The 22,091-nt window shown below is 38.4% G+C and carries 21 protein-coding genes and 1 riboswitch; of the genes, 14 read left to right on the top strand and 7 right to left on the bottom strand.

What is annotated here, in order from left to right; translation table 11 throughout:
• Positions 1–14: 14 nt before the first annotated feature.
• Complete coding sequence (thiS, locus tag ACEN25_RS09575; RefSeq protein ID WP_441802713.1) at positions 15–218, bottom strand: sulfur carrier protein ThiS; 204 nt, start codon at positions 216–218, stop codon at positions 15–17.
• A 93-nt stretch (positions 219–311) separates the two neighbouring features.
• Positions 312–409: riboswitch (TPP riboswitch) on the bottom strand.
• Between the two features lie 173 nt (positions 410–582).
• Between thiS and ACEN25_RS09570 the strand changes: the two genes are divergently transcribed.
• From ACEN25_RS09570 to ACEN25_RS09560, 3 genes are all read left to right on the top strand, one after another.
• A complete protein-coding gene (locus ACEN25_RS09570; protein ID WP_028377274.1) occupies positions 583–987 on the top strand; it encodes a VOC family protein in 405 nt (134 codons plus the stop codon).
• Positions 988–1,090: 103 nt separating this feature from the next.
• Positions 1,091–1,726 carry a ligase-associated DNA damage response endonuclease PdeM gene (pdeM, locus tag ACEN25_RS09565; protein WP_441802712.1) on the top strand — a complete coding sequence of 212 codons (636 nt, stop codon included), beginning with the start codon at positions 1,091–1,093 and terminating at the stop codon, positions 1,724–1,726.
• 133 nt (positions 1,727–1,859) lie between these two features.
• Positions 1,860–2,657, top strand: coding sequence for a tryptophan-rich sensory protein (locus ACEN25_RS09560; RefSeq protein ID WP_441802711.1), 798 nt, complete (start codon positions 1,860–1,862; stop codon positions 2,655–2,657).
• On the opposite strand, the gene ACEN25_RS09555 is transcribed toward ACEN25_RS09560, so the two are convergent.
• Positions 2,647–4,002 (bottom strand): dihydrolipoyl dehydrogenase family protein, encoded by a 1,356-nt coding sequence (locus ACEN25_RS09555; RefSeq protein WP_441802710.1) that lies wholly within the window; start codon positions 4,000–4,002, stop codon positions 2,647–2,649. The genes ACEN25_RS09560 and ACEN25_RS09555 overlap by 11 nt on opposite strands.
• A 189-nt stretch (positions 4,003–4,191) precedes the next feature.
• Here ACEN25_RS09555 and mfd point away from each other — a divergent pair, with 189 nt between their 5' ends.
• Positions 4,192–7,578 (top strand): transcription-repair coupling factor, encoded by a 3,387-nt coding sequence (gene mfd / locus ACEN25_RS09550; protein WP_441802709.1) that lies wholly within the window; start codon positions 4,192–4,194, stop codon positions 7,576–7,578.
• Between the two features lie 62 nt (positions 7,579–7,640).
• Here mfd and ACEN25_RS09545 read toward each other — a convergent pair whose 3' ends face one another.
• The 4 genes from ACEN25_RS09545 to ACEN25_RS09530 are packed head-to-tail and all read right to left on the bottom strand — an operon-like array spanning position 7,641 to position 9,888.
• Entirely contained in the window at positions 7,641–7,964 is a 324-nt protein-coding gene (locus tag ACEN25_RS09545) for an HNH endonuclease (protein ID WP_441802708.1), read from the bottom strand.
• A gap of 9 nt (positions 7,965–7,973) precedes the next feature.
• Positions 7,974–8,330 (bottom strand): YraN family protein, encoded by a 357-nt coding sequence (locus tag ACEN25_RS09540; protein WP_028377268.1) that lies wholly within the window; start codon positions 8,328–8,330, stop codon positions 7,974–7,976.
• 16 nt (positions 8,331–8,346) lie between these two features.
• Positions 8,347–9,252, bottom strand: a complete 906-nt coding sequence (locus tag ACEN25_RS09535) for a S66 peptidase family protein (protein ID WP_441802707.1) — start codon at positions 9,250–9,252, stop codon at positions 8,347–8,349.
• A 6-nt stretch (positions 9,253–9,258) separates the two neighbouring features.
• Positions 9,259–9,888 (bottom strand): hypothetical protein, encoded by a 630-nt coding sequence (locus tag ACEN25_RS09530; RefSeq protein ID WP_441802706.1) that lies wholly within the window; start codon positions 9,886–9,888, stop codon positions 9,259–9,261.
• Positions 9,889–9,994: 106 nt separating this feature from the next.
• On the opposite strand from ACEN25_RS09530, the gene metG reads away from it, so the two are divergent.
• The 10 genes from metG to ACEN25_RS09480 all read left to right on the top strand — a co-directional run bounded on the left by metG (position 9,995) and on the right by ACEN25_RS09480 (position 21,498).
• Positions 9,995–12,076 carry a methionine--tRNA ligase gene (gene metG, locus ACEN25_RS09525; RefSeq protein ID WP_441802705.1) on the top strand — a complete coding sequence of 694 codons (2,082 nt, stop codon included), beginning with the start codon at positions 9,995–9,997 and terminating at the stop codon, positions 12,074–12,076.
• Between the two features lie 127 nt (positions 12,077–12,203).
• On the top strand, positions 12,204–14,339 hold the full coding sequence (locus ACEN25_RS09520; RefSeq protein ID WP_441802704.1) for a Tex family protein: 2,136 nt from the start codon (positions 12,204–12,206) through the stop codon (positions 14,337–14,339).
• Between the two features lie 71 nt (positions 14,340–14,410).
• Positions 14,411–15,313 (top strand): histone deacetylase family protein, encoded by a 903-nt coding sequence (locus tag ACEN25_RS09515; RefSeq protein WP_441802703.1) that lies wholly within the window; start codon positions 14,411–14,413, stop codon positions 15,311–15,313.
• 126 nt (positions 15,314–15,439) lie between these two features.
• A complete protein-coding gene (locus ACEN25_RS09510) occupies positions 15,440–15,961 on the top strand; it encodes a hypothetical protein (RefSeq protein WP_441802702.1) in 522 nt (173 codons plus the stop codon).
• Positions 15,962–16,108: 147 nt separating this feature from the next.
• Entirely contained in the window at positions 16,109–16,366 is a 258-nt protein-coding gene (locus ACEN25_RS09505) for a DUF4212 domain-containing protein (RefSeq protein WP_028377261.1), read from the top strand.
• 29 nt (positions 16,367–16,395) lie between these two features.
• Positions 16,396–18,168, top strand: a complete 1,773-nt coding sequence (locus ACEN25_RS09500) for a sodium:solute symporter family protein (RefSeq protein ID WP_441802701.1) — start codon at positions 16,396–16,398, stop codon at positions 18,166–18,168.
• 94 nt (positions 18,169–18,262) lie between these two features.
• Positions 18,263–18,646, top strand: coding sequence for a VOC family protein (locus ACEN25_RS09495; RefSeq protein ID WP_441802700.1), 384 nt, complete (start codon positions 18,263–18,265; stop codon positions 18,644–18,646).
• Between the two features lie 197 nt (positions 18,647–18,843).
• A complete protein-coding gene (acs, locus tag ACEN25_RS09490) occupies positions 18,844–20,763 on the top strand; it encodes an acetate--CoA ligase (RefSeq protein WP_441802699.1) in 1,920 nt (639 codons plus the stop codon).
• Positions 20,764–20,855: 92 nt separating this feature from the next.
• Positions 20,856–21,125, top strand: coding sequence for a CD225/dispanin family protein (locus ACEN25_RS09485; RefSeq protein ID WP_441802698.1), 270 nt, complete (start codon positions 20,856–20,858; stop codon positions 21,123–21,125).
• Positions 21,106–21,498, top strand: coding sequence for a DUF2752 domain-containing protein (locus ACEN25_RS09480; RefSeq protein WP_441802697.1), 393 nt, complete (start codon positions 21,106–21,108; stop codon positions 21,496–21,498). The genes ACEN25_RS09485 and ACEN25_RS09480 overlap by 20 nt, the downstream gene beginning before the upstream one ends.
• 89 nt (positions 21,499–21,587) lie before the next feature.
• Here the strand turns inward: ACEN25_RS09480 and ACEN25_RS09475 are convergent, their stop codons facing one another.
• Positions 21,588–21,920: a single-stranded DNA-binding protein gene (locus ACEN25_RS09475; protein WP_396512219.1), complete on the bottom strand. Its 333-nt coding sequence runs from the start codon at positions 21,918–21,920 to the stop codon at positions 21,588–21,590.
• Positions 21,921–22,091: the final 171 nt, after the last annotated feature.

The following is a 22,091-nucleotide window of genomic DNA, read 5'->3' as shown; positions in this document are numbered from 1 at the left end:
ACAAATCAATAATACTATCCGCCTTGCGTGGCTTTAACGATAAGTACCAGAGCACCATCTTTCAGCATAAATTCATTCCATGCAGTTTGGGTAACAATGGCGTTATTAACAGCCACAGCGATACCTTTTTGCACAATGTTGAGATGGTTTAAAAGTTCTGAAAGCGAAAGCTCTTTAGCGAAAGAATGTGATTGATTGTTGACGTTTACAATGATCATTTAAAATAGTTTTAAACTGTAAACTGAAGGTGGCATACGCCAAAAAGCAACAACCCGTTTGAATGGAATCTTTATAAAAGATCCTATCTATTGTGGAAAGTTTTCACTTTTCCCTTCGCTGGTACTAACCAGATCAGGTTCAAAGGGTACTATCTCAGCCGATATTGCTATCAGCGCCCCTAAAGTTTACAACGTAAAGCTATACATAAATTGGAGACCTACTGCACTTATGATTTGAAAATTTTAAAAAGGCATTCTCCTACTTAACATTATTTAGCCTTTGATTAAGAACAAAATAACACGAAAGAGCCCATAAATACACGCCTCGCTTTGTAATTTTAGAATAACTAAAAAATCAAAAATTATGAAAACAGTAAAACCATATTTAACCTTTAGAGGTGAGTGTCAAGAAGCTTTAAATTTTTATAAAGACTGTTTTGGTGGAGATATCATTAACAAAGAAACTTACGAAGGGAAAGACATTGATATTCCGGGAAGTTATAGAGATAAACTACAGCATGCAGAGCTTAAAGGAAAAGGAATTCATTTAATGGCATATGATGCTTCTCCAGATACACCCTTACAGCACGGCAATCAAGTGCAACTGGGCGTTGATCTTGAGAGTAAAGATGAAGTAAGCGAATTATTTAATAAGTTATCTGCAGAAGGCCAAAGTCTTGCAAAACCACAAGAAACCAGCTGGAATGCCTATTACGCTCGTGTACGCGATAAATATGGTGTAAACTGGATGCTTAATTACGATATGTAACAATATCATTATTATAAATTTTTAAAATGCCGAAGTACTGCTTCGGCATTTTTTATGCGTCTGCGTTTAAGAAGTGGCTAAAAAGACTGAAATTTGCAGCGCTATGAATCAAACTATTACCATACTCGATAATACCTTTGTTTTACATCCTGCAGGTGGTATTTATTGGGTAGAACAGGAGACGCTTCTTATTGCAGATGTACATCTGGGAAAAGTTTCCCATTTTAGAAAACACGGAAGCGCTGTGCCTTACAAGGCTGTAGCCGAAAATTTTATACAACTTTCACGCATTGCAGATTCTTTTAAACCTAAAGGCATTTGCTTTCTGGGCGATTTGTTTCACAGCAGTTTAAACACCGAATGGAATTTATTTGAAGACTGGGTTGCCTCCCGAGAAGAAAATATCATTCTTGTAGCAGGAAATCATGATATTATTGCTCCGCTGAAATATGAAAAACTGGGAGTTCCCATATATTCTGAAATTAAAACCGGGACGTTTTTACTTACGCATCACCCGGAGGAAACTGAAGGCTTTTTCAATTTTTGCGGACATATACATCCGGGAATTCGTCTGGGCGGAATAGGCCGTCAGGTTTTAAAACTTTCATGTTTCTTTAAGACTGAAAATCAATTGATCTTACCGGCTTTCGGTACATTTACCGGAAACTATTATCTGGAACCAAAACCTGGAGATGCTGTTTTTGCCGTAACAAAAAAAGAGGTAATACAGGTTCAATAGAAAGCTGCTCTAACGCAATGAAATGATACTATTTTAAGTCTTTCAAATTATTATCAATGCTGGATAGTTTAAATACCTAAATATTTTGACAGACTCAGAATACTAATTTGATTTTTTATACAAATCGAAATCTATGAAAAAGAAACTCGCTATACTCAATTTGCTTTCGGTACTTCTGGTTATTACCGTTAATGGCTTATCACAAGCACAACGCTGGAATAATACTACTATTGGCGAAGTAAGTAATCGTTATGACAATCTGTTTACGCCTGCGGGTTATGCTTTTTCAATCTGGGGTGTTATTTTTCTGGGTTTATTGGCGTATGCAGTATTTGGCATTAGACGCGCCTTTTTCAGTAAAAAAGATACTCCGCATATCGAGCAAGCAGGTTTCTGGTTTACGAGTGTAAATGTACTTAACGCATTATGGGTGGTTGCTTTTACGTATGATTACGTCTGGCTTTCCGTATTTATAATAATTGGGATGCTTTTTTGTCTGCTTAAAATTGTTTTAAAAACATATATGGAACGCTGGGATGCTCCTATAGAAATTATAGCATTTGTATGGTGGCCTATTTGTATTTACAGCGGTTGGGTAGCGGTTGCAGTCATTGCAAACATTTCAGCATTTTTAGTAAAATTAGATCTAGCCGGCAGCCAGTTAACCCAGATTATTGCTACGATGACGTTAATTACTATTGCTGTGTTTATAAATCTGCTTATGATTAACCTGCGCAATATGCGCGAATTTGCAATGGTAGGCGCATGGGCGCTTTTTGCCATATTCATAAGACATAAAGACAACCTGGAAAGTGTTGCCTATTTTGCATTATTAGGAACTTTATTACTCGTAATTTCTTCAGGATTGCACGGCTATCGCAATCGGGAAACAAACCCTATTAATAAACTTAAAGAGCGGTTTAAATCATAGATTTAATATCGTTAGACCAGCTGGGATAAGTAAAAACCATCTCTTTTAAGGTGTTTACATCTAGTTTGCCGCACATTGCCATAACAAACATATTTATAGTTTCTGCGGCATCCCAACTTAATAGATGTGCTCCTAAAATATAACCTGTTTCTTTATCAACGATTGTTTTAAAGGCATAGCAATTTTGATTCATTCGTTTTGAGTTATACCATGTAGGCACATTTTCTTCCCGTACTACAATATCATAACCCTGCTCTCTGGCTTCTTTTTCATTAAAACCTACAGTTGCCAGTTGTGGCTGGGTAAATACAACAGAAGGCGTAGGTGGCACATCTAGCTTCAAATAATTTTCTCCTTTAACTATATTCTTAGCTACAACTCGTGCTTCCTGATGCGCTATAGGGGTTAGTGCTAATGTGCTCGTGTCTGATACATCTCCACAAGCATAAACATTTACATTTGTTGTGCTTTGCAAATACTCATTGACCTCAATCCCCTTTTTACTGAACGCTACGTTTCCATTTTCAAGCTCTAAATCTGCTATTGCCGGCACACGACCTGCAGTATTAAAGACCATTTCAGCTTTCAATTCAATAGACTCTTCTCCCTGATCTAAAGTAACCCTATAGTTCTTTCGAAGTTTTTCTATAGCGGTGGCTCGTGCATTAAAAACAAACTTAATTCCTATTTGCTCAGAATTCTCCTGAAGATATTTAGCCAGCTGGCTATCAAAATTAGAAAGAATACCGTCATTCACATCTACAATAGTTACATCTACCCCGCAACGTGCAGCAATATGGGCGAACTCCATCCCAATGTATCCTGCACCTATAAAAATCATGCTTTCGGGTAATTCTTTGAGCTCTAAAAAGTCATCGCTTATGTGCGCATATTCTCTTCCCGGTATTTTTAACTCAAGTGGTATGTTTCCCGTCGCAATTACAATTTTATCTGCCGTCACCGTTTTACCTTCCACAGAAAGGGTTTGCGCATCAATAAATTTTGGTGACTGATGGTATAATTTGATTCCTGCATCTTTCAGTTTTCGCTCTGTAGTAAAAGGTACTGCACTGGTGAAAGTCTCTTTAAATTTCATTAAATCTCCCCAGTTCACTTTAGGCAAATCATCGATTCCTTTACCGCTTAAGTCACGACTACGCTCTAAAACTTCGGTTATTCCTACTAAAACTTTTTTAGGATCACATCCTCTGTTTGCACACGTACCGCCAAACTCTCTATTATCTGCAATGGCAACTTTTAATCCGGCTTCAACAGCATCATAAGCTACATGCTTTCCTGCGTTACCGGTCCCAATTACAAATACATCAAAGTGTTCAATTGCCATAAAATCTAGTTTTTTATAAAGATACTGTTTGCCGCAAGGCTATCTTGTTATTGAAATTGTAAATACCTGTTAGGCTTTTGCCAAAGCACTGTTTTAAATTAATAAATAGATTTAAGCTATGTTACAATAATATTAAATACGCCTACGGATTAATGATAAAAAACAAGAAGATACTATCTTTGTCGGCTTATGGGTAAAACCAAGATCACGCAGCCTTTTTTACAGTCTTTGCAAATGCAAAAACTGCAAGACGCTATTTCTAGTAGCGAAGAAAATTCATCACGAATTACATTGAACGGCCTTATAGGTTCGTCGCTTTCCATTTTAATTGCAGAAAGTTTTAAAACTGCAGATAAACCCTTTCTTATTATTCTCAATGACAAGGAAGAAGCGGCTTATGTGCTCAATGATTTAGAGCAATTAGTAAAAGAAAGCAATGTACTTTTCTATCCCGGCAGCTACCGCAGACCGTATCAAATAGAAGAGACCGATAATGCGAATGTGTTACTTAGAGCCGAAGTTTTAAACCGCATCAACAGTCGTAAAAAACCTGCAATAATTGTCACCTATCCTGATGCTCTATTTGAAAAAGTAGTAACCCGAAAAGAACTCGACAAAAGTACCTTAAAGGTAAAACTGAATGATAAGCTGTCGCTCGATTTTGTAAATGAAATGCTTTTTGAATATAAATTTAGGCGGGTAGATTTTGTTACAGAACCCGGCGAATTTTCGGTACGTGGTGGTATTATAGATGTGTTCTCCTTTTCACACGATGAGCCCTATCGTATTGAGTTTTTTGGTGATGAGGTTGACAGCATACGTACTTTTGATGTAGAGACGCAACTTTCGGTAAAAAAGATTGAAAAAATAAGTTTGATGCCTAATGTTGAAAACAAGGCATTGCAGGAATCACGCGATAGTTTTTTCAAATATATTTCAGAACAGACCGTTGTTTTTGTACAAGACTTAGAACAACTTTCGGCTCGTATTGATACTAATTTTGAAAAGGCTCAGGAAGCCTATGATAAACTTGAAAGTGAGATCAAACGTACAGCGCCTGAAGCTTTATTTTGCGATTCAAAAACCATACGAAGACAGTTACTTGATTTTACCCTGGTAAAAATAGGAACTGATTTACCTGGACAGGAATCTGCAAATCAAATAACTTTTAGCCAACACCCGCAACCGGCATTTAATAAGCAATTTGATTTACTTATTAAAAATTTAAATGAAAACAACGAAGCGGGATACACCAATTATATCTGTTGCAGTAGCGAGCAACAGGCAAAGCGTTTTAAAGATATCTTTGATGATGCCAAGTTAGACGTGAAGCAGTATGACACCATTATTTTACCGCTTTACCGGGGTTTTATTGATGAGGATTTTAAAATAGTCTGTTATACAGATCACCAGATTTTTGAGCGCTATCACAAGTTTAAGCTTAAAGACGGTTACGCAAAAAAACAGGCGATCACGCTTAAAGATTTAACCAGTCTGCAGGTAGGTGATTACATCACACACATAGATCACGGGATTGGTAAATTTGGCGGACTTCAGAAGATTGAAGTAGAAGGCAAAATGCAGGAAGCCATCAAATTAATTTATGGCGAACGCGATGTGCTCTACCTGAGTATTCATTCGCTTCATAAAGTCACTAAATATAATGGCAAAGACGGCAAACCGCCTCAAATTTACAAGCTAGGTAGTGCCGCCTGGAAAAAACTTAAACAGAAGACAAAAACACGGGTTAAGGAAATTGCTTTTAACCTGATTAAACTATACGCCAAACGTCGTCTTGAAAAAGGCTTTGCCTTTGGTCCTGACACCTATTTGCAAAACGAGTTAGAAGCGAGCTTTATCTATGAAGATACTCCAGATCAAAGTAGCGCCACCGAAGCGGTAAAAGCAGATATGGAAAGCTCCCGACCTATGGATCGTTTGGTTTGTGGTGATGTAGGTTTTGGTAAAACTGAAGTTGCCATACGTGCGGCCTTTAAAGCAGTAGATAACGGGAAACAAGTTGCGGTTTTAGTACCCACAACAATTCTCGCTTTTCAGCATCATAAAACCTTTAGCGAGCGCCTTAAAGATTTACCGGTTACTGTAGATTATTTGAATCGTTTTCGTACCGCAAAAGAAAAACGAGAAACTTTAGAGCGTCTTGCAAATGGTAGAGTTGATATCATTATAGGCACACACCAGCTTACCAGTAAAAATGTAAAATTTAAAGACCTGGGCTTACTTATTGTAGATGAGGAGCAAAAATTTGGTGTAGCAGTAAAAGATAAGCTTAAGACTATAAAAGAAAATGTAGATACGCTTACCTTGACGGCCACGCCTATACCGCGTACGCTACAGTTTAGTTTAATGGCGGCTCGTGACTTAAGTACCATCACCACAGCACCGCCTAACCGTTACCCTATCGAAACCCATATTGCGCGTTTTACCGAAGATACTATACGAGATGCTGTATCGTATGAAATACAACGCGGGGGACAGGTGTTCTTCATTCATAACCGCATTGAAAATATTAAAGAAATTGCCGGTTTAATTCAGCGGCTTGTGCCTGATGCTAAAGTAGGCATAGGTCACGGCCAGATGGATGGAAAGAAACTAGAAGAACTTATGCTCAGGTTTATGGATGGCGAGTTTGATGTACTCGTATCTACCACCATTGTAGAAAGTGGTCTTGATGTACCTAACGCAAATACGATATTCATCAATAATGCTAATAATTTTGGACTATCAGACTTGCATCAAATGCGCGGTCGTGTAGGCCGAAGCAATAAAAAAGCGTTTTGCTATTTCCTTACCCCTCCGTTTTCTACAATGACTGAAGATGCGCGTAAACGTATGACGGCATTAGAGCAATTTTCAAGTTTAGGTAGCGGTATCAATATCGCGATGAAAGACCTTGAGATACGCGGTGCCGGTGACCTTCTGGGTGGTGAGCAAAGTGGTTTTATGAACGAGATAGGTTTTGATACCTATCAGAAAATCTTAAACGAGGCTATAGAAGAACTTAAAGAAAATGAGTTTGCAGATTTATATGCTGAAGATAATGCAGACGATACTAACAAAGAGTACGTAAAAGATACCGTCATCGATTCTGACTTCTCCTTAATGTTTCCTGATGACTACATCAATAATATAACCGAGCGTTTAAATCTCTATACAGAACTTAACGGGTTAAAAACTGAAGAAGAACTGGCAGCTTTTGAAACTCGATTGATAGACCGTTTTGGTGAGTTGCCCAAACAAGCAGACGACTTATTGAATTCGGTACGTATTAAATGGGTTGCAACGCACTACGGACTTGAAAAAGTAGTGATGAAAAACAAGAAACTTATTGGGTTTTTTATTGCAGACCAGAATTCCAAATTTTATCAAAGCGCTGCATTCTCAAGAGTGCTTCAATATGTACAAACGCATTCTAATAGGGTAACTTTGAAAGAGAAGAAAACCAGTAAAGGCCTGCGTTTATTACTTACAGCGCAAGGTATTTCTACAGTAGATAAGGCTATAGATGTTTTAAAACCACTAATGCCGAAGAAGGTAGAACAAGTTTCAGAATAGGTTAAAAACTGCAGAAGACTAACCTCAAAAGAGAAAGATTAATTCGAGTTTAATTTCTCTTTTTAAGTTTTAGAAATATTCTTTCTAATGACATTTTGAACTACTTCTGCTACAGTATTCTCGTTTATACTTTTTGATAAACAATATTTGCCAGTAAGCCATTCTTCTAATTTATGAGCTGATTTGCTCGCATTACAAGAAATACAACATAGCGCAATATTTTCTACTGAGGAAAGATGAATATCATTAATTATATGCTCCCAAGATGGTTTAGTCTTTCTTGAGACATGGTTTATTGAAAAATCAACCCCGGAATACACACACTTTTTATCACGGCTTAAAACTAATTTCTCAACATCTGCCGGAATACCCCACTGATTAGCCATAGTTATGTTTTAAAAATGATAAAATGCATTCTCAAAATGTTCTAGCTTTTCTTGAGTCTTATTTTTAAGAACAGCAATGATATCAAAACGGGTTTCGATATCCAGATCATTTGATATCACATATTCATTAGCTGCTTTGACGAGCAATTTAATTTTTGAAGAACTGACAAAGTCCTGAGGGTCTCCAAAAAAATCTGAGTTGCGGGTTTTGACCTCTATGATAATAAGTTCGTTGTTTTTTGTAGCTATGATATCTATTTCCGCTTTAGCGAAAAACCAATTGCGCTCTAGAATTTCAAAACCGTTTTTTTCTAGATATTCTGCTGCAAACTGCTCGCCCCATTTACCTAGTTCGTTATGATTCATAGCAGAGATTTAATACTTATTCTACGTGGTCAAAAGCAAGTCTAGAACCTTTTTCTGTAACTTCAAGCGACACGTTTCTACCTAATATTAGCGCGCAATTATCTTTTAGATGACCCGCAGGAAAATTAAAACATACAGGAAAATCATAATCCTTAACGGCATCTAACACAATCTCTTTTGCCGTTTTTCCAAATGGAATTGAATTGTCGTGCATTTTAGTTAAACTACCTACCACAAGACCTTTTAAATCGCATAGCATATTATTACGTTTTAAATTAACCATCATACGATCTACGTGATACAGGTATTCATCAAGATCTTCTATAAACAGGATTTTATTTTTTGTATGAATCGAAGAATTGCTTCCACATAAAGAATACAAAATAGAAATATTACCTCCTACCAACTCTCCAGTTCCTGTTCCCAAGCGGTTTAGAGGAGCAGGTTTTACACTATAATTTAAGGCTTTCCCAAACCACGCTTTCTCTAAAGTTTGTTTAGCTGCTACTGTGTTACGTGCAATACCCACCGGCATAACCCCATGAATGGTTTCAAAACCCATCATATGCAATTGCGAATGCAACACCGTGATATCACTATAGCCCACCACCCATTTAGGATATTTTACAAACTTGTAAAAATTGATTTGATCTATAATGCGCACTGTACCATAACCTCCCCGGGCACACCACACGGCCTTGATTTCTTCATCATCAAGCATTGTCTGCAAATCTGCAGTTCGGGCTGCATCTGTACCACCAAACTGATCATCTTCGGCTCCTATAGTTTTACCTAACACAGGGATTAAACCATAAGATTCGAGCAGTAAAATACCTTTGTGTAAGTCTTCTTCATCAACCTTACGAGCAGTACAAACAATACCTACTTTATCACCTTTTTTTAAATATGGGGGAGTTAACATAACCTGTTATTTGTTAGGACGATATAGTAGTCCCGTTACTTTAAATTCAATATTGTGCTTTTTTGTCTGCTCCGCAGTAATTTTGACATCACTGCCTACAAATTCTTTGGGCATCGCCACATCTCCGTCTGTACCTAAATAAACAAAGAGCGTTTTGCTAGAAAGGGCTCCCTGTTGAAAATCTACAGCACCAGCAAAATCCCATTCATAGCCAGAAAAACGAATTGCTTTCTTATTTAACGTCTCGAGTTCTGCCAGTGGCATCCCCATATAAATACCGGTTTCTGATTTCCAGGGGCTGTCATAGGCATAAGCTTCAATACTGTGAACGGCAGTCTTGTTGATATCTGTATAATGTACCAGTAATTCTTTCGGCGTGTTCGGGTATATTTTTAGCGTAACCACTTCGATAGAACCCTCTTCTATCCAGTTTATTGTTTCCAGAAGATCGTCTTCAGCATATTTATTTTCTAATGTGCCTGCCTGGGCAAAACCGTAGATTTCTTCAATTGTAAATACCGTTTCCTCTGTAACATCTTCTTCAATAACAGTATTAGAAACAGGTGCAGAATCTGGTTTTTCATTACAACACACAAAGATTGTAAAAACTGCTAAAACTAAATAACGTGGAATCATAGTGTATCTAAAAGACTAATATACATACTTAATAAATGTACTCCTACCACGGGTTTTGATTAATCCCATAAATGGTATCTTTGCGGCTGAAAATTTTACTTTTACTATGACTCCCAAAAGATATACAATTACCGCAGCATTGCCCTATACTAACGGCCCTATACATATAGGTCACTTAGCCGGAGTTTATGTACCTGCAGATATTTACGCGCGCTACCTAAGAGGCATCGATAAAGATGTTGCTTTTATATGTGGTAGTGATGAGCACGGTGTTGCAATAAGTATTAAAGCTAAAAAAGAGGGAATTACGCCTCAGGAAGTGGTTGATAAATACAATACAATAATCAAAGACTCTTTTGCAGATTTTGGGATTTCATTTGATAATTACTCCCGCACTTCTGCACAAGTACATCACGATACCGCTTCAGAATTTTTTACAAAACTCTACGAGAAAGGCGACTTTATTGAAGAAGTAACCGAACAATTGTACGACCCTGAAGCAAACCAATATTTAGCAGATCGCTTTGTTATAGGAACCTGCCCTAAATGTGGAAATGAAGAAGCCTACGGAGATCAGTGTGAAAATTGCGGTTCTTCTCTAAACGCAACAGATTTGATCAACCCAAAATCTACCATCTCTGGTGCAAAACCGGTGATGAAAGAAACCAAACACTGGTTTTTACCCTTAGAACGTTACGAAGACTTCTTAAAACAATGGATTCTTGAAGACCATAAAAAAGACTGGAAATCTAATGTATATGGGCAATGTAAATCATGGATTGATGATGGTTTACGCCCTCGTGCGGTAACCCGCGATCTGGACTGGGGGATTCCTGTACCGGTTGAAGGTGCAGAAGGCAAAGTGCTGTATGTATGGTTTGATGCACCTATAGGGTATATCTCATCTACAAAAGAATGGGCAGCTCGCGAAGGAAAAAATTGGGAAGATTACTGGAAAAAAGAGGATACCAAATTAGTACACTTCATTGGGAAAGATAACATCGTATTCCATTGTATTATTTTCCCTGCTATGCTTAAAGCAGAAGGCAGCTATATTTTACCAGATAATGTACCGGCAAACGAGTTTTTAAATCTGGAAGGAAACAAACTTTCTACTTCAAAAAACTGGGCGGTGTGGTTACACGAGTATCTTGAAGATTTTCCGGGCCAGCAAGATGTGTTGCGCTATACCTTAACTGCAAATGCTCCCGAAACAAAAGACAATGATTTTACGTGGATTGATTTTCAGGCACGTAACAACAATGAACTTGTTGCTATTTTTGGAAATTTCATCAACCGTGTGGTGGTATTAACGAGTAAATATTATGAAGGTGTAATACCGCAGCCCGCAGCTTTTAATGAAGAAGACGAGCGTGTTTTAGCCGAAATGAAAGCTTATCCTGCTGTAATTGCCAGTTCTATTGAACGCTACCGTTTCCGCGAAGCGCAAAATGAATTGATGAATGTAGCGCGTTTGGGTAATAAATATCTTGCAGATGCAGAGCCCTGGAAAACGGTGAAAACAGATGCAGAACGTACACAAACTGTGATGTATGTGGCGTTACAAATCGCAGCAAGTCTGGCTGTCTTAAGCGAACCCTTTTTACCCCATACCGCAAAAACTTTAAAAGATATGCTTAATATGGAGAGTAACGATCCGCTAATGACGTTACCTCAACCTTTAAGTTGGTCAAGTTTAGGTGAAAAAATAGATTTACTACCTGTAGGTCATACCATTAATGCTGCTGCATTGCTCTTTAGTAAGATTGAAGACGAGCAGATTCAAAAACAATTAGATAAACTAGAAGCCACAAAAATGAGCAATCAAGCCGAAAACGCAACGGTAACTCCGCAAAAAGACACCATCGAATTTGATGATTTTACCAAATTAGACATGCGTGTGGGAACCATTATTGAAGCGGAAAAAATGCCAAAAACCAAGAAACTTTTGGTTCTTAAAGTGGATACCGGTATTGATGTGCGTACAATTGTTTCAGGTATTGCAGAGAGTTTCATTCCCGAGGAAATTATCGGGAAACAAGTGACTGTTCTCGTAAATCTTGCTCCTCGCGCATTGCGTGGTGTAGAAAGCCAGGGAATGATTTTAATGACCGAAGATGCACAAGGCAAACTTGTGTTTATGAACCCAGATACTGCCGGTGTAAAGAATGGTGTGGTGATTAGTTAACTATTATAAGCTCTCCTCTTTCATAAGATGGGAGTTTTTCAGCTTTGCTAAAATAAGGGTGGTGTTTTTCGCATTTCTTGCGATAAAGTCTGCCCTTTTTCATTCAGATTAAATTATTTTATCAATTATGTCCGCAATCCTCTCCTATCTTCTATCTCAAACAAACCTACCGGAAAGTAGCATCAAAAACACCTTGCAGTTACTTGATGAAGATGCGACTATTCCGTTTATTTCTCGTTATCGTAAAGAACGTACCGGGAATCTCGACGAGGTACAAATAGGTGAAATTGTAACCTTTAAAGAGCAGTTTGAGGCTTTAGAAAAGCGAAAAGCAGCCATACTAAAAGCGCTTAAAGAGCAGGAGGTTTTAACCCCAGAACTCAAAAAGAAAATTAGTAACACCAGTGATTTAATTGCACTTGAGGATCTTTATTTACCTTATAAAAAAACTCGAAAAACAAAAGCAGACACCGCCCGTGAAAATGGTCTGGAGCCACTTGCCAAAATCATAATGGCGCAAAATACCCGTGATCTGGAAGCTGCTGCTGTGACGTTTCAAAACGATACAATTAGCTCAACAGATGATGCGCTGGAAGGTGCCCGTCACATTATTGCAGAATGGGTAAATGAGCGTGCAGACATTCGTAATTATTTACGTAATCAATTAGAGCGTCACGCACAGATTACCACTAAAGTTGTCAAGTCTAAAAAAGATGAAGAAAAAGCGCAGAAATACAAAGATTATTTTGAGTGGGATGAGTCATTAGCGCGTATTCCTTCCCATCGGTTTTTAGCATTAATGCGTGCTGCTGAAGAAGGTTTTATTCGGTTAAAAGTTGAGATTGATGACGATAAAGCCTTGCAAAACATAGAGAATCGCATTATAAAATCTAACAACGCCAGTGCAGAGCAGATTCAAATGGCAATTGCAGATTCTTACAAGCGTTTGCTATTTCCGGCATTAAGTAATGAGTCATTAAGCGCTGCAAAAGAAAAGGCAGACAACGAAGCGATTTCAGTTTTTGCTAAAAATTTACGCCAGCTGCTTTTAGGTTCGCCACTGGGCGAAAAGCGTATTCTCGCACTCGATCCCGGTTTTAGAACAGGTTGTAAAGTGGTGTGTCTCGATGAAAATGGCGGATTGCAACACAACGAAACCATCTACCCGCATCCTCCTAAAAACGACACAAAAGGCGCAATGCGTAAAATAAGTTTTCTGGTCGACGCACATAAAATAGAAGCTATTGCAATTGGTAACGGAACCGCTAGTCGGGAAACCGAACAGTTTATCAAACGCATGCAATTCAATAGAAATATAGATGTTTTTGTAGTGAGTGAGGCCGGTGCGAGTATTTATTCGGCTTCTAAGATTGCCCGTGACGAATTTCCCAATTACGATGTGACAGTGCGCGGCGCGGTTTCTATAGGTCGGCGTCTTGCAGACCCACTCGCTGAACTGGTGAAAATTGATGCAAAATCTATAGGCGTGGGTCAGTATCAACACGATGTAGATCAAACCAAATTGAAAAACGAACTCGACCGTGTGGTAGAAAGTTGCGTAAATACCGTGGGAGTAAACATCAATACCGCCAGCGTACCGCTCTTGAGTTATGTTTCGGGAATTGGGCCAAAACTGGCAGAAAATATTGTTGCCTATCGTGACGAAAAAGGTGCTTTCGCTTCGCGGAAAGAAATTTTGAATGTTCCGCGATTGGGTGCAAAAGCCTATGAACAAGCCGGTGGGTTTTTACGCATAAAAGATGGTGAAAATCCGCTAGACGACTCTGCAGTGCATCCCGAGCGTTACGATTTGGTCGAAAAAATGGCTAAAAAACTGAAAGTTTCCGTAGCAAATCTGGTAGGAAATAAAAGCATTTTAAAAGAAATAAGCCTCGAAGATTATGTGACCGATGAAGTAGGCCTACCAACGTTAAAAGACATTTTAGACGAATTAGAAAAACCGGGACTGGACCCGCGGGAGCCGGCAAAAGCTTTTACCTTTAATCAAAACATACGTAAAATTGAAGATCTCGAAGTAGGCCAACTGCTTCCGGGGATTGTGAATAACGTGACTAATTTTGGTGCTTTTGTAGATATTGGGATTAAAGAAAGTGGTTTGATTCACATCTCAAATCTCGCCGATGGCTTTGTAAGTGATGTAAATGCACACGTAACCTTACAGGAACATGTGGTTGTAAAAGTCCTCGAGGTAGATATTCCGCGAAAGCGTATTCAACTTAAATTGCACAAGCTGAATGCTTAGCTTCTCGATACAAATCAACAAACACTAACGTGTTGTTGATTCACTCGAAGTGACATCAAATTTTAAAAACTGTGCTCAAAATCGCCTATCATCCCATTTATAAGCATCCTTTACCCGAAGGACACCGCTTCCCGATGGAAAAATATGATTTGCTGCCCAGGCAATTGTTGCATGAAGGCACGTGTACCGAAGCTAATTTTTATGAGCCGGGTTTCCCTGAAGAACACTACATACGTGCCGTACATACCGATAGCTATGTTACAAACCTTAAAGCTTTAAACCTAGACCGAAAAGCTGCACGTAAAATAGGTTTTCCGCTTTCTCAGGAGTTAGTAGATCGAGAGCAAATAATCGCTCAGGGTACTATTTTAGGTTGTCGTTATGCGTTGGAAAATGGCATCAGTTTTAACATCGCCGGTGGTACCCACCACGCTTATAGTGATCACGGGGAAGCCTTTTGTTTGTTTAATGATCAGGCTATTGGGGCGCGCTATCTTCAGACAAATGGGTTGGCTCAAAAGATTCTTATTGTAGATCTGGATGTGCATCAGGGCAATGGTACAGCAGAAATTTTTCAGGAAGATGACTCGGTGTTTACCTTTAGTATGCACGGCGCAGGCAATTACCCATTTAGAAAAGAAATTTCAGATCTTGACATTGCTGTACCTGACAAAAGTGGTGATGACTATTATTTAGCAAAGCTGAAAGAAACCCTACCCAAACTCATTAAGCAGGTAAACCCAGATTTTATTTTTTACCTCAGCGGTGTTGACATCCTGGAAACCGATAAATTGGGCAGACTTTCCTGCACCGTAGAAGGCTGCAAAGAGCGTGATCGCTTTGCATTGTCTTGTTTCCGCGAAAGCGAAATTCCTGTACAGGTAAGTATGGGCGGTGGGTATTCTCCTCAAATAAAAACCATCATTGAGGCACACGCAAATACGTACAGACTGGCACAACAGATTTATTTTTAAAATATTCTAAATAGCTGGTTTTAATCTAAATAGCTCTTGATTAGGTGTTTTCCCCCTATTTAAAAGTAAAGACTTGATTTCTATTTAATTAGTGCTATTTTTGTTAATATAATTAACAAATGAATTATGAAAACAATTAAAACCTTTTTTGCCCTTTTTATTTTTGCTGCTACATTTACATCGTGTGATGCTGTAAATGATTTACTTCCAGATTTTGAACTCGAAGATGATTTTACCGCCGATATAGATGCTGTAATCACCGAAGGATCTTCTTCTTTAGATACCAATTTTAATATAGATGCTTCTACAAACGCAGATTTTCAGAAATATAAAGAGAATATTAAATCTGTAAGTATTGAGGGGTTTACATACTCACTAAGTAATGTAAATGCACCAGAGGGAACTATTTTAAATGGAACACTATCTGCAAGTGGAAAAAGTGTAACTGTTACAGATCTTGCTATAGCTAATGGCACAACACGTACCGTTACAGCTGCAGAATCTGAATTTTTTAATGCCCTTGCTGCAGATCTTAAAGCCGACGGCAAAGCTTCTATAAATCTTGAAGGAACTGTAAATAACGAAGCAGGATCTACGTTCACAGTTACTGTAACACCTACAATTAGATTTATATTTGAAGCACTATAATTTAGTTAAGTAAATAAAGTGAGAAGAACCCGATGCATTAGCATTGGGTTTTTTTTATGCCTATATTTTACTCATAAACAGGTAAGTGCAGGTAGCACACTTCTAATTAAAGAATTATATTAGTAAACTATTAACACAATTACAAAAATGGCTATTCCCGAAAAGGCACGTAAATACTGGCGTGAGAACATAAAATATCTCACCCTATTACTCATAATCTGGTTTGCAGTTTCGTTTGGCTGTGGTATTCTTTTCAAAGATTTTCTCAATCGATATAGTTTAGGCGGTTTTAAACTGGGTTTCTGGTTTGCGCAACAAGGAAGCATTTATGTCTTTGTCATCCTCATCTTCGTATATGTGTGGCTAATGAATAAGCTTGATAAAAAATACGGCTACAACGAATAGCGCGTTCTTCTCAATTTTAAATATCAACTATGAGCGTTCAATTATGGACTTGGATTTTAGTGGGGGTGACCTTTGCTATTTATTTTGGAATTGCAATCTGGGCACGTGCAGGATCAACTAAAGAATTCTATGTTGCCGGTGGCGGGGTTTCTCCTCTTGCAAATGGTATGGCAACAGCAGCCGACTGGATGAGTGCTGCTTCGTTTATCTCAATGGCAGGAATCATCTCTTTTGCGGGCTATGACGGCTCTGTTTATTTGATGGGTTGGACAGGTGGTTATGTGCTACTCGCGTTACTGCTTGCTCCATACCTGCGTAAGTTTGGTAAATTCACTGTACCTGATTTTATTGGAGACCGCTATTACTCCAACACTGCCAGAACCGTAGCCGTAATTTGTGCACTCATTATTTCATTTACCTACGTAGCCGGGCAAATGCGTGGTGTAGGTATCGTTTTTTCGCAGTTTCTTCAGGTAGAGATTACCACCGGGGTGCTTATAGGTATGGCGGTAGTGCTCGTTTTTGCTTTTTTAGGCGGAATGAAAGGTATCACATACACACAAGTAGCTCAATATTGTGTGTTGATTTTTGCATTTATGGTTCCGGCAATTTTTATTTCGATACAAATGACGGGGAATATTATCCCGCAAATTGGGATGGGTGGTCGTGTAGAAGATGGTACCTATTTACTAGAAAAATTAGATACGTTACATACCCAGTTGGGCTTTAAAGAATATACCGAAGGGACAAAATCAACCTGGGATGTTTTTGCAATTACATTGGCTTTAATGGCAGGTACTGCAGGTCTTCCGCACGTAATTGTTCGTTTTTTTACGGTTCCTAAAGTAAAGGATGCCCGTAAGTCTGCGGGCTATGCGCTGTTGCTAATTGCCATTTTGTACACTACAGCTCCCGCGGTATCGGTTTTTGCGCGTACCAACCTCATCGAGACCGTTAGTGAAAAAGCGTATGCAAACCTTCCGCAGTGGTTTAAAAACTGGGAAAATACAGGTCTTATCGCGTGGAGTGATAAAAATGGAGATGGAAAAATACAATACGTAAATGGGGAAGCTGTTTCCGGTAAACCCGAATTTACCGAAAAACGAGGTAAATCTGGTGAACGCTTAGTAAGTAATGCAACTACCGAAACAAACGAATTGTATGTAGATCGCGACATTATGGTTCTTGCCAATCCCGAAATTGCACAACTACCCGCCTGGGTAATCGCTTTAGTGGCTGCAGGAAGCCTTGCTGCTGCACTATCTACCGCTGCGGGCTTACTGCTGGTAATCTCTACTTCAGTTTCTCACGATTTGATAAAGAAACAATTAAGACCTAACATTTCTGATAAAGGTGAATTATTAGCAGCACGCATAAGCATATTTTTTGCGATTCTGGTTGCGGGGATTTTTGGTATTTACCCGCCTGGATTTGTTGCGGCAGTTGTCGCATTGGCTTTTGGGCTTGCAGCTGCTTCATTTTTCCCTGCAATTATTTTAGGGATTTTTGATAAACGTATGAATAAAGAAGGGGCTGTTTCCGGAATGGTAGTAGGTATTATCTTGATGTTGTTTTATATGATACGCTACAAAACCGGACTTATAGGCGTTTTAGAACCCTTACCAGAAGCAGACTGGTGGTTTGGCACATCGCCTGAAGGTTTCGGCACGATAGCGATGTTTGTAAATGTGGTGATCGCCGTGGTGGTCTCACGAATAACTCCTGCCCCGCCTGAAGATGTACAGGAAATCGTTGAGAACATTAGAATCCCCAGCGGTGCCGGGGAAGCACAGGAGCATTAAATATGAGATATTAGAAGTTTATGATTTAATTAAAGTTTTGAGAATTATAGGATTTTAAATATTATGAAGACCTTTAAGCCTTAAACCCTACCACATGCCCACTTTTATATTTAATCATATTGCGCTATCAGTTAAAGATGTTGATGCATCTATAGCCTTCTATCAAAAGGTATTTCAGCTTGAAGAAATAGAAAATACCGCTTCAACTTCTGCTACCCGTTGGCTATCGCTGGGCGAAGGCAAACAACTGCATCTAATCCCGAGACCAGATGCTGAAATAAAAACCAATAAAGCTGTTCATTTTGCACTATCAACCGCAGATGTAGGTTTATTTATAGAACACTTAGATAACTTAGCCATTACCTATTCAGACTGGCGGGATACGCCTACTAAAGATTATATACGCAATGACGGAATACGGCAGGTATATTTTCAGGATATTGATGGATATTGGATAGAAGTAAATGAGGCTGTATAAGGCTAAACTTAAATTCTGAAATACAATATCTTTATTTGCTGTGTACTTGAAGCATATTGGCCTTCGCAAGAAATAGATTTTTCAATAGTTAAATTGAAAAAATACAGTTATAAAATACACAACAGTATAGTATTGTTCTCCTCAAATCGACAACGATTTAGTAATTTTAAGCGTTATAACTACACTAAAAAGACCAGATGAGTAATTATCATATAAAACATTTAGAAGAATATTTTCAAGTATATCGTAAATCTGTGCGCAACCCAGAGAGTTATTGGGAAGAAATAGCTGAAGAACATTTTATGTGGCACAAACGCTGGGATGAAGTGCTTAGTTATGATTTTGAAAAACCCGAATTTAAATGGTTTGAAGGTGCAAAATTAAACATCACCGAAAACTGTATAGACAGACACTTAAGAACGCACGGTAACAAAACAGCAATTCTTTTTGAACCTAACGATACTTCTGAAGAAGCGCAACACATTACCTATAACGAGCTACATGAGCGGGTTTGTAAAATGGCAAATGTGCTTAAGTCAAAAGGAGTTCAAAAAGGTGACCGGGTATGTATTTACCTACCTATGATACCAGAACTGGCCGTTTCAGTTCTTGCGTGTGCACGCATAGGAGCCATTCATTCTGTTGTTTTTGCTGGTTTTTCTTCTACAGCTCTTGCTACACGTATTAATGATTCTTCGTGTAAAATGCTTATCACCAGTGACGGGTCTTTCCGCGGAAATAAAAAAATAGATTTAAAAGGGATCGTAGATGCGGCCCTTGAGCAATGTGATTGTATAAAAGATGTTTTGGTCGTTAAGCGCATTCAGACCGATATCCCAATGGTAAGCAACAGAGATGCGTGGCTTCAGCCCTTATTAGATACAGCAGAATCTACTTGCGAACCTGAAATTATGGATGCCGAAGATCCGCTGTTTATCTTATATACTTCCGGTTCTACCGGTACGCCTAAAGGGATGGTGCATACCACAGCGGGTTATATGGTGTACACGGCATTTACCTTTAAAAATGTGTTTCAGTACCGAGATGATGATGTGTATTGGTGTACTGCAGATATAGGATGGATCACGGGTCACAGTTATATTGTGTATGGTCCGCTGGCAAATGGAGCAACTACAGTTATGTTTGAAGGTGTGCCCAGCTATCCTGATTATGGGCGATTTTGGGAAATTGTAGAAAAACATAAAGTTACGCAGTTTTATACGGCACCCACAGCAATACGTGCCTTAGCCAAAGAAAAAATTGAATATGTTGAGCAATATGATTTATCATCACTTAAAATTTTAGGAACCGTAGGTGAGCCTATTAATGAAGAGGCCTGGCACTGGTATGACGAGAATGTAGGAAAGAAAAAATGCCCTATTGTAGATACTTGGTGGCAAACCGAAACAGGAGGTATTATGATCTCGCCCATCCCCTATTCTACTCCTGCGATACCTACTTTTGCAACGCTTCCATTACCGGGAATACAGCCTGCGCTGATGGATGAAGCAGGAAAAGAAATTAAAGGAAATCAAGTTGATGGTCGCTTGTGTATTAAATTTCCGTGGCCTTCTATGGCGCGTACCATCTGGAATAATCACGATCGCTATAAAGAAACCTATTTTTCTGCTTATAAGAATATGTATTTTACCGGAGATGGTGCATTGCGCGATAGTGTAGGCTATTATAGAATAACCGGTAGAGTTGATGATGTCGTGATTGTAAGTGGTCACAATCTGGGTACAGCTCCTATAGAAGATGCGATTAACGAGCACCCGGCTGTGGCAGAAAGTGCAATTGTAGGATACCCGCACGATATTAAAGGTAGCGCACTTTACGGTTTTGTTATTCTGAAAGAAACCGGTGAAACCCGTAATCAGGATAATTTGAGAAGAGAAATAAATCAGCTAATTTCAGACCGAATAGGACCTATTGCAAAACTTGATAAAATTCAATTTACAAGCGGTTTGCCTAAAACCCGAAGCGGAAAAATTATGCGCCGTATTTTACGTAAAATAGCATCTAACGATACTGCTAATCTTGGAGACACCAGTACCTTATTAAATCCTGAAGTGGTTGAAGAGTTAATGGAAAATGTGTTGAAATATTTAATATAAACTATTGCTGTTAATCTTTATGAACAAAATAAACCATACTATTTTAATATAATTCTTATTTTAGTTCACTACTAATCAATCAAAATAAACAAATGAACACATTAAATGACCAGCAACCTCCAAAAACATGGCTTGTAGAATCTATACTTGTCACCATATTATGCTGCTTGCCTTTTGGAATTGCAGGGATTGTAAATGCTGCAAAAGTTGAATCACAATTTAATGCAGGCAATTATGAAGGTGCCAGAAAGGCTTCTGCTAATGCTAAAAAATGGACCATCGTTAGCTTTGCAGTTGGTTTAGGTGGAGCGATTATTTATGGAATTATAATGGTATTGGGTTTTGCCGGAAGTCAATTCTAAGAAATCCTACTATCTAGGCTTTGCACTTTTGGGTATAGGATTGCTTATTTTTTATAAAACCTACAACCCGGAAGTGCTTTCTTTTTTTCCAAAGTGTCCTTTTTTATCTATTACAGGTTTACAATGTCCCGGTTGTGGTTCACAGCGAGCCATTCACCATATTTTAAACGGGCATTTAGTTAGCGCATTAAAACAAAATGCTATGCTGGTCATAGCAATACCCTACGTAAGTCTTGGTATGTTTTTAGACTATAAAAAATCTCTTAGCCCAAATTTGTTACGATTAAGAAATAAGCTTTATGGCATTACAGCCATATGGTTTATTCTGGGATTAGTTGTATCATTTTGGATTTTTAGAAATATTTCGATTTAATTACTCATTAAAAAAAGCCCCCAATTGTATCTAAATTAGATACACTTGAAGGCTTTTAAATCAATAATCTATTTGTTTAAAAGGGTCTTTTATTTACTTAAAAGTAACAATTCATCACATACAATCTCTGTGATGTAGCGTTTTTCACCTTGTTTAGTCTCGTACGATCTGGAAGTAAGCTTCCCTTCAATAGCGATTTCTTTTCCTTTAGTAACATAATTTTCAACCAGCTCGGCTGTTTTTCCCCAGGCCACTACATTATGCCATTGCGTATCTGTAATACGCTCACCCTTGTTATTCTTGTAGTTTTCATTAGTTGCGATACTGAATTTTGCCAGTTTCTTACCCGATTCTAAATTTACAATCTCAGGATCATTACCTAAATTTCCGATCAACTGTACTTTGTTTCTTAATGTGCTCATGATTTTTGTTTTTGCGTTAAACAGTTAATTATATTTCCACAAAGGCGGAAGTTTTTTTGTCTTTCATTACAATTGCTGCAACTAATTGACAGGGCAAAGATGAATCAGCACTCAAAAAATATTCGGTTATTAACCAGTTACTTACGTTTATAGTCGATTGTAAACGTTTAC

The organism is Leeuwenhoekiella sp. W20_SRS_FM14, from assembly GCF_052119605.1.
Classification (GTDB): Bacteria; Bacteroidota; Bacteroidia; order Flavobacteriales; family Flavobacteriaceae; genus Leeuwenhoekiella.
The sequence above is the reverse complement of the archived record's forward strand: the minus strand, read 5'-3'. Positions and strand labels throughout refer to the sequence as shown.

Excerpts from the sequence above, each read along its gene's own strand:
- thiS (WP_441802713.1), bottom strand. The coding sequence starts at position 218 with ATGATCATTGTAAACGTCAACAATCAATCACATTCTTTCGCTAAAGAG.
- ACEN25_RS09570 (WP_028377274.1), top strand. The coding sequence starts at position 583 with ATGAAAACAGTAAAACCATATTTAACCTTTAGAGGTGAGTGTCAAGAA.
- pdeM (WP_441802712.1), top strand. The coding sequence starts at position 1,091 with ATGAATCAAACTATTACCATACTCGATAATACCTTTGTTTTACATCCT.
- ACEN25_RS09560 (WP_441802711.1), top strand. The coding sequence starts at position 1,860 with ATGAAAAAGAAACTCGCTATACTCAATTTGCTTTCGGTACTTCTGGTT.
- ACEN25_RS09555 (WP_441802710.1), bottom strand. The coding sequence starts at position 4,002 with ATGGCAATTGAACACTTTGATGTATTTGTAATTGGGACCGGTAACGCA.
- mfd (WP_441802709.1), top strand. The coding sequence starts at position 4,192 with ATGGGTAAAACCAAGATCACGCAGCCTTTTTTACAGTCTTTGCAAATG.
- ACEN25_RS09545 (WP_441802708.1), bottom strand. The coding sequence starts at position 7,964 with ATGGCTAATCAGTGGGGTATTCCGGCAGATGTTGAGAAATTAGTTTTA.
- ACEN25_RS09540 (WP_028377268.1), bottom strand. The coding sequence starts at position 8,330 with ATGAATCATAACGAACTAGGTAAATGGGGCGAGCAGTTTGCAGCAGAA.
- ACEN25_RS09535 (WP_441802707.1), bottom strand. The coding sequence starts at position 9,252 with ATGTTAACTCCCCCATATTTAAAAAAAGGTGATAAAGTAGGTATTGTT.
- ACEN25_RS09530 (WP_441802706.1), bottom strand. The coding sequence starts at position 9,888 with ATGATTCCACGTTATTTAGTTTTAGCAGTTTTTACAATCTTTGTGTGT.
- metG (WP_441802705.1), top strand. The coding sequence starts at position 9,995 with ATGACTCCCAAAAGATATACAATTACCGCAGCATTGCCCTATACTAAC.
- ACEN25_RS09520 (WP_441802704.1), top strand. The coding sequence starts at position 12,204 with ATGTCCGCAATCCTCTCCTATCTTCTATCTCAAACAAACCTACCGGAA.
- ACEN25_RS09510 (WP_441802702.1), top strand. The coding sequence starts at position 15,440 with ATGAAAACAATTAAAACCTTTTTTGCCCTTTTTATTTTTGCTGCTACA.
- ACEN25_RS09505 (WP_028377261.1), top strand. The coding sequence starts at position 16,109 with ATGGCTATTCCCGAAAAGGCACGTAAATACTGGCGTGAGAACATAAAA.
- ACEN25_RS09500 (WP_441802701.1), top strand. The coding sequence starts at position 16,396 with ATGAGCGTTCAATTATGGACTTGGATTTTAGTGGGGGTGACCTTTGCT.
- ACEN25_RS09495 (WP_441802700.1), top strand. The coding sequence starts at position 18,263 with ATGCCCACTTTTATATTTAATCATATTGCGCTATCAGTTAAAGATGTT.
- acs (WP_441802699.1), top strand. The coding sequence starts at position 18,844 with ATGAGTAATTATCATATAAAACATTTAGAAGAATATTTTCAAGTATAT.
- ACEN25_RS09485 (WP_441802698.1), top strand. The coding sequence starts at position 20,856 with ATGAACACATTAAATGACCAGCAACCTCCAAAAACATGGCTTGTAGAA.
- ACEN25_RS09475 (WP_396512219.1), bottom strand. The coding sequence starts at position 21,920 with ATGAGCACATTAAGAAACAAAGTACAGTTGATCGGAAATTTAGGTAAT.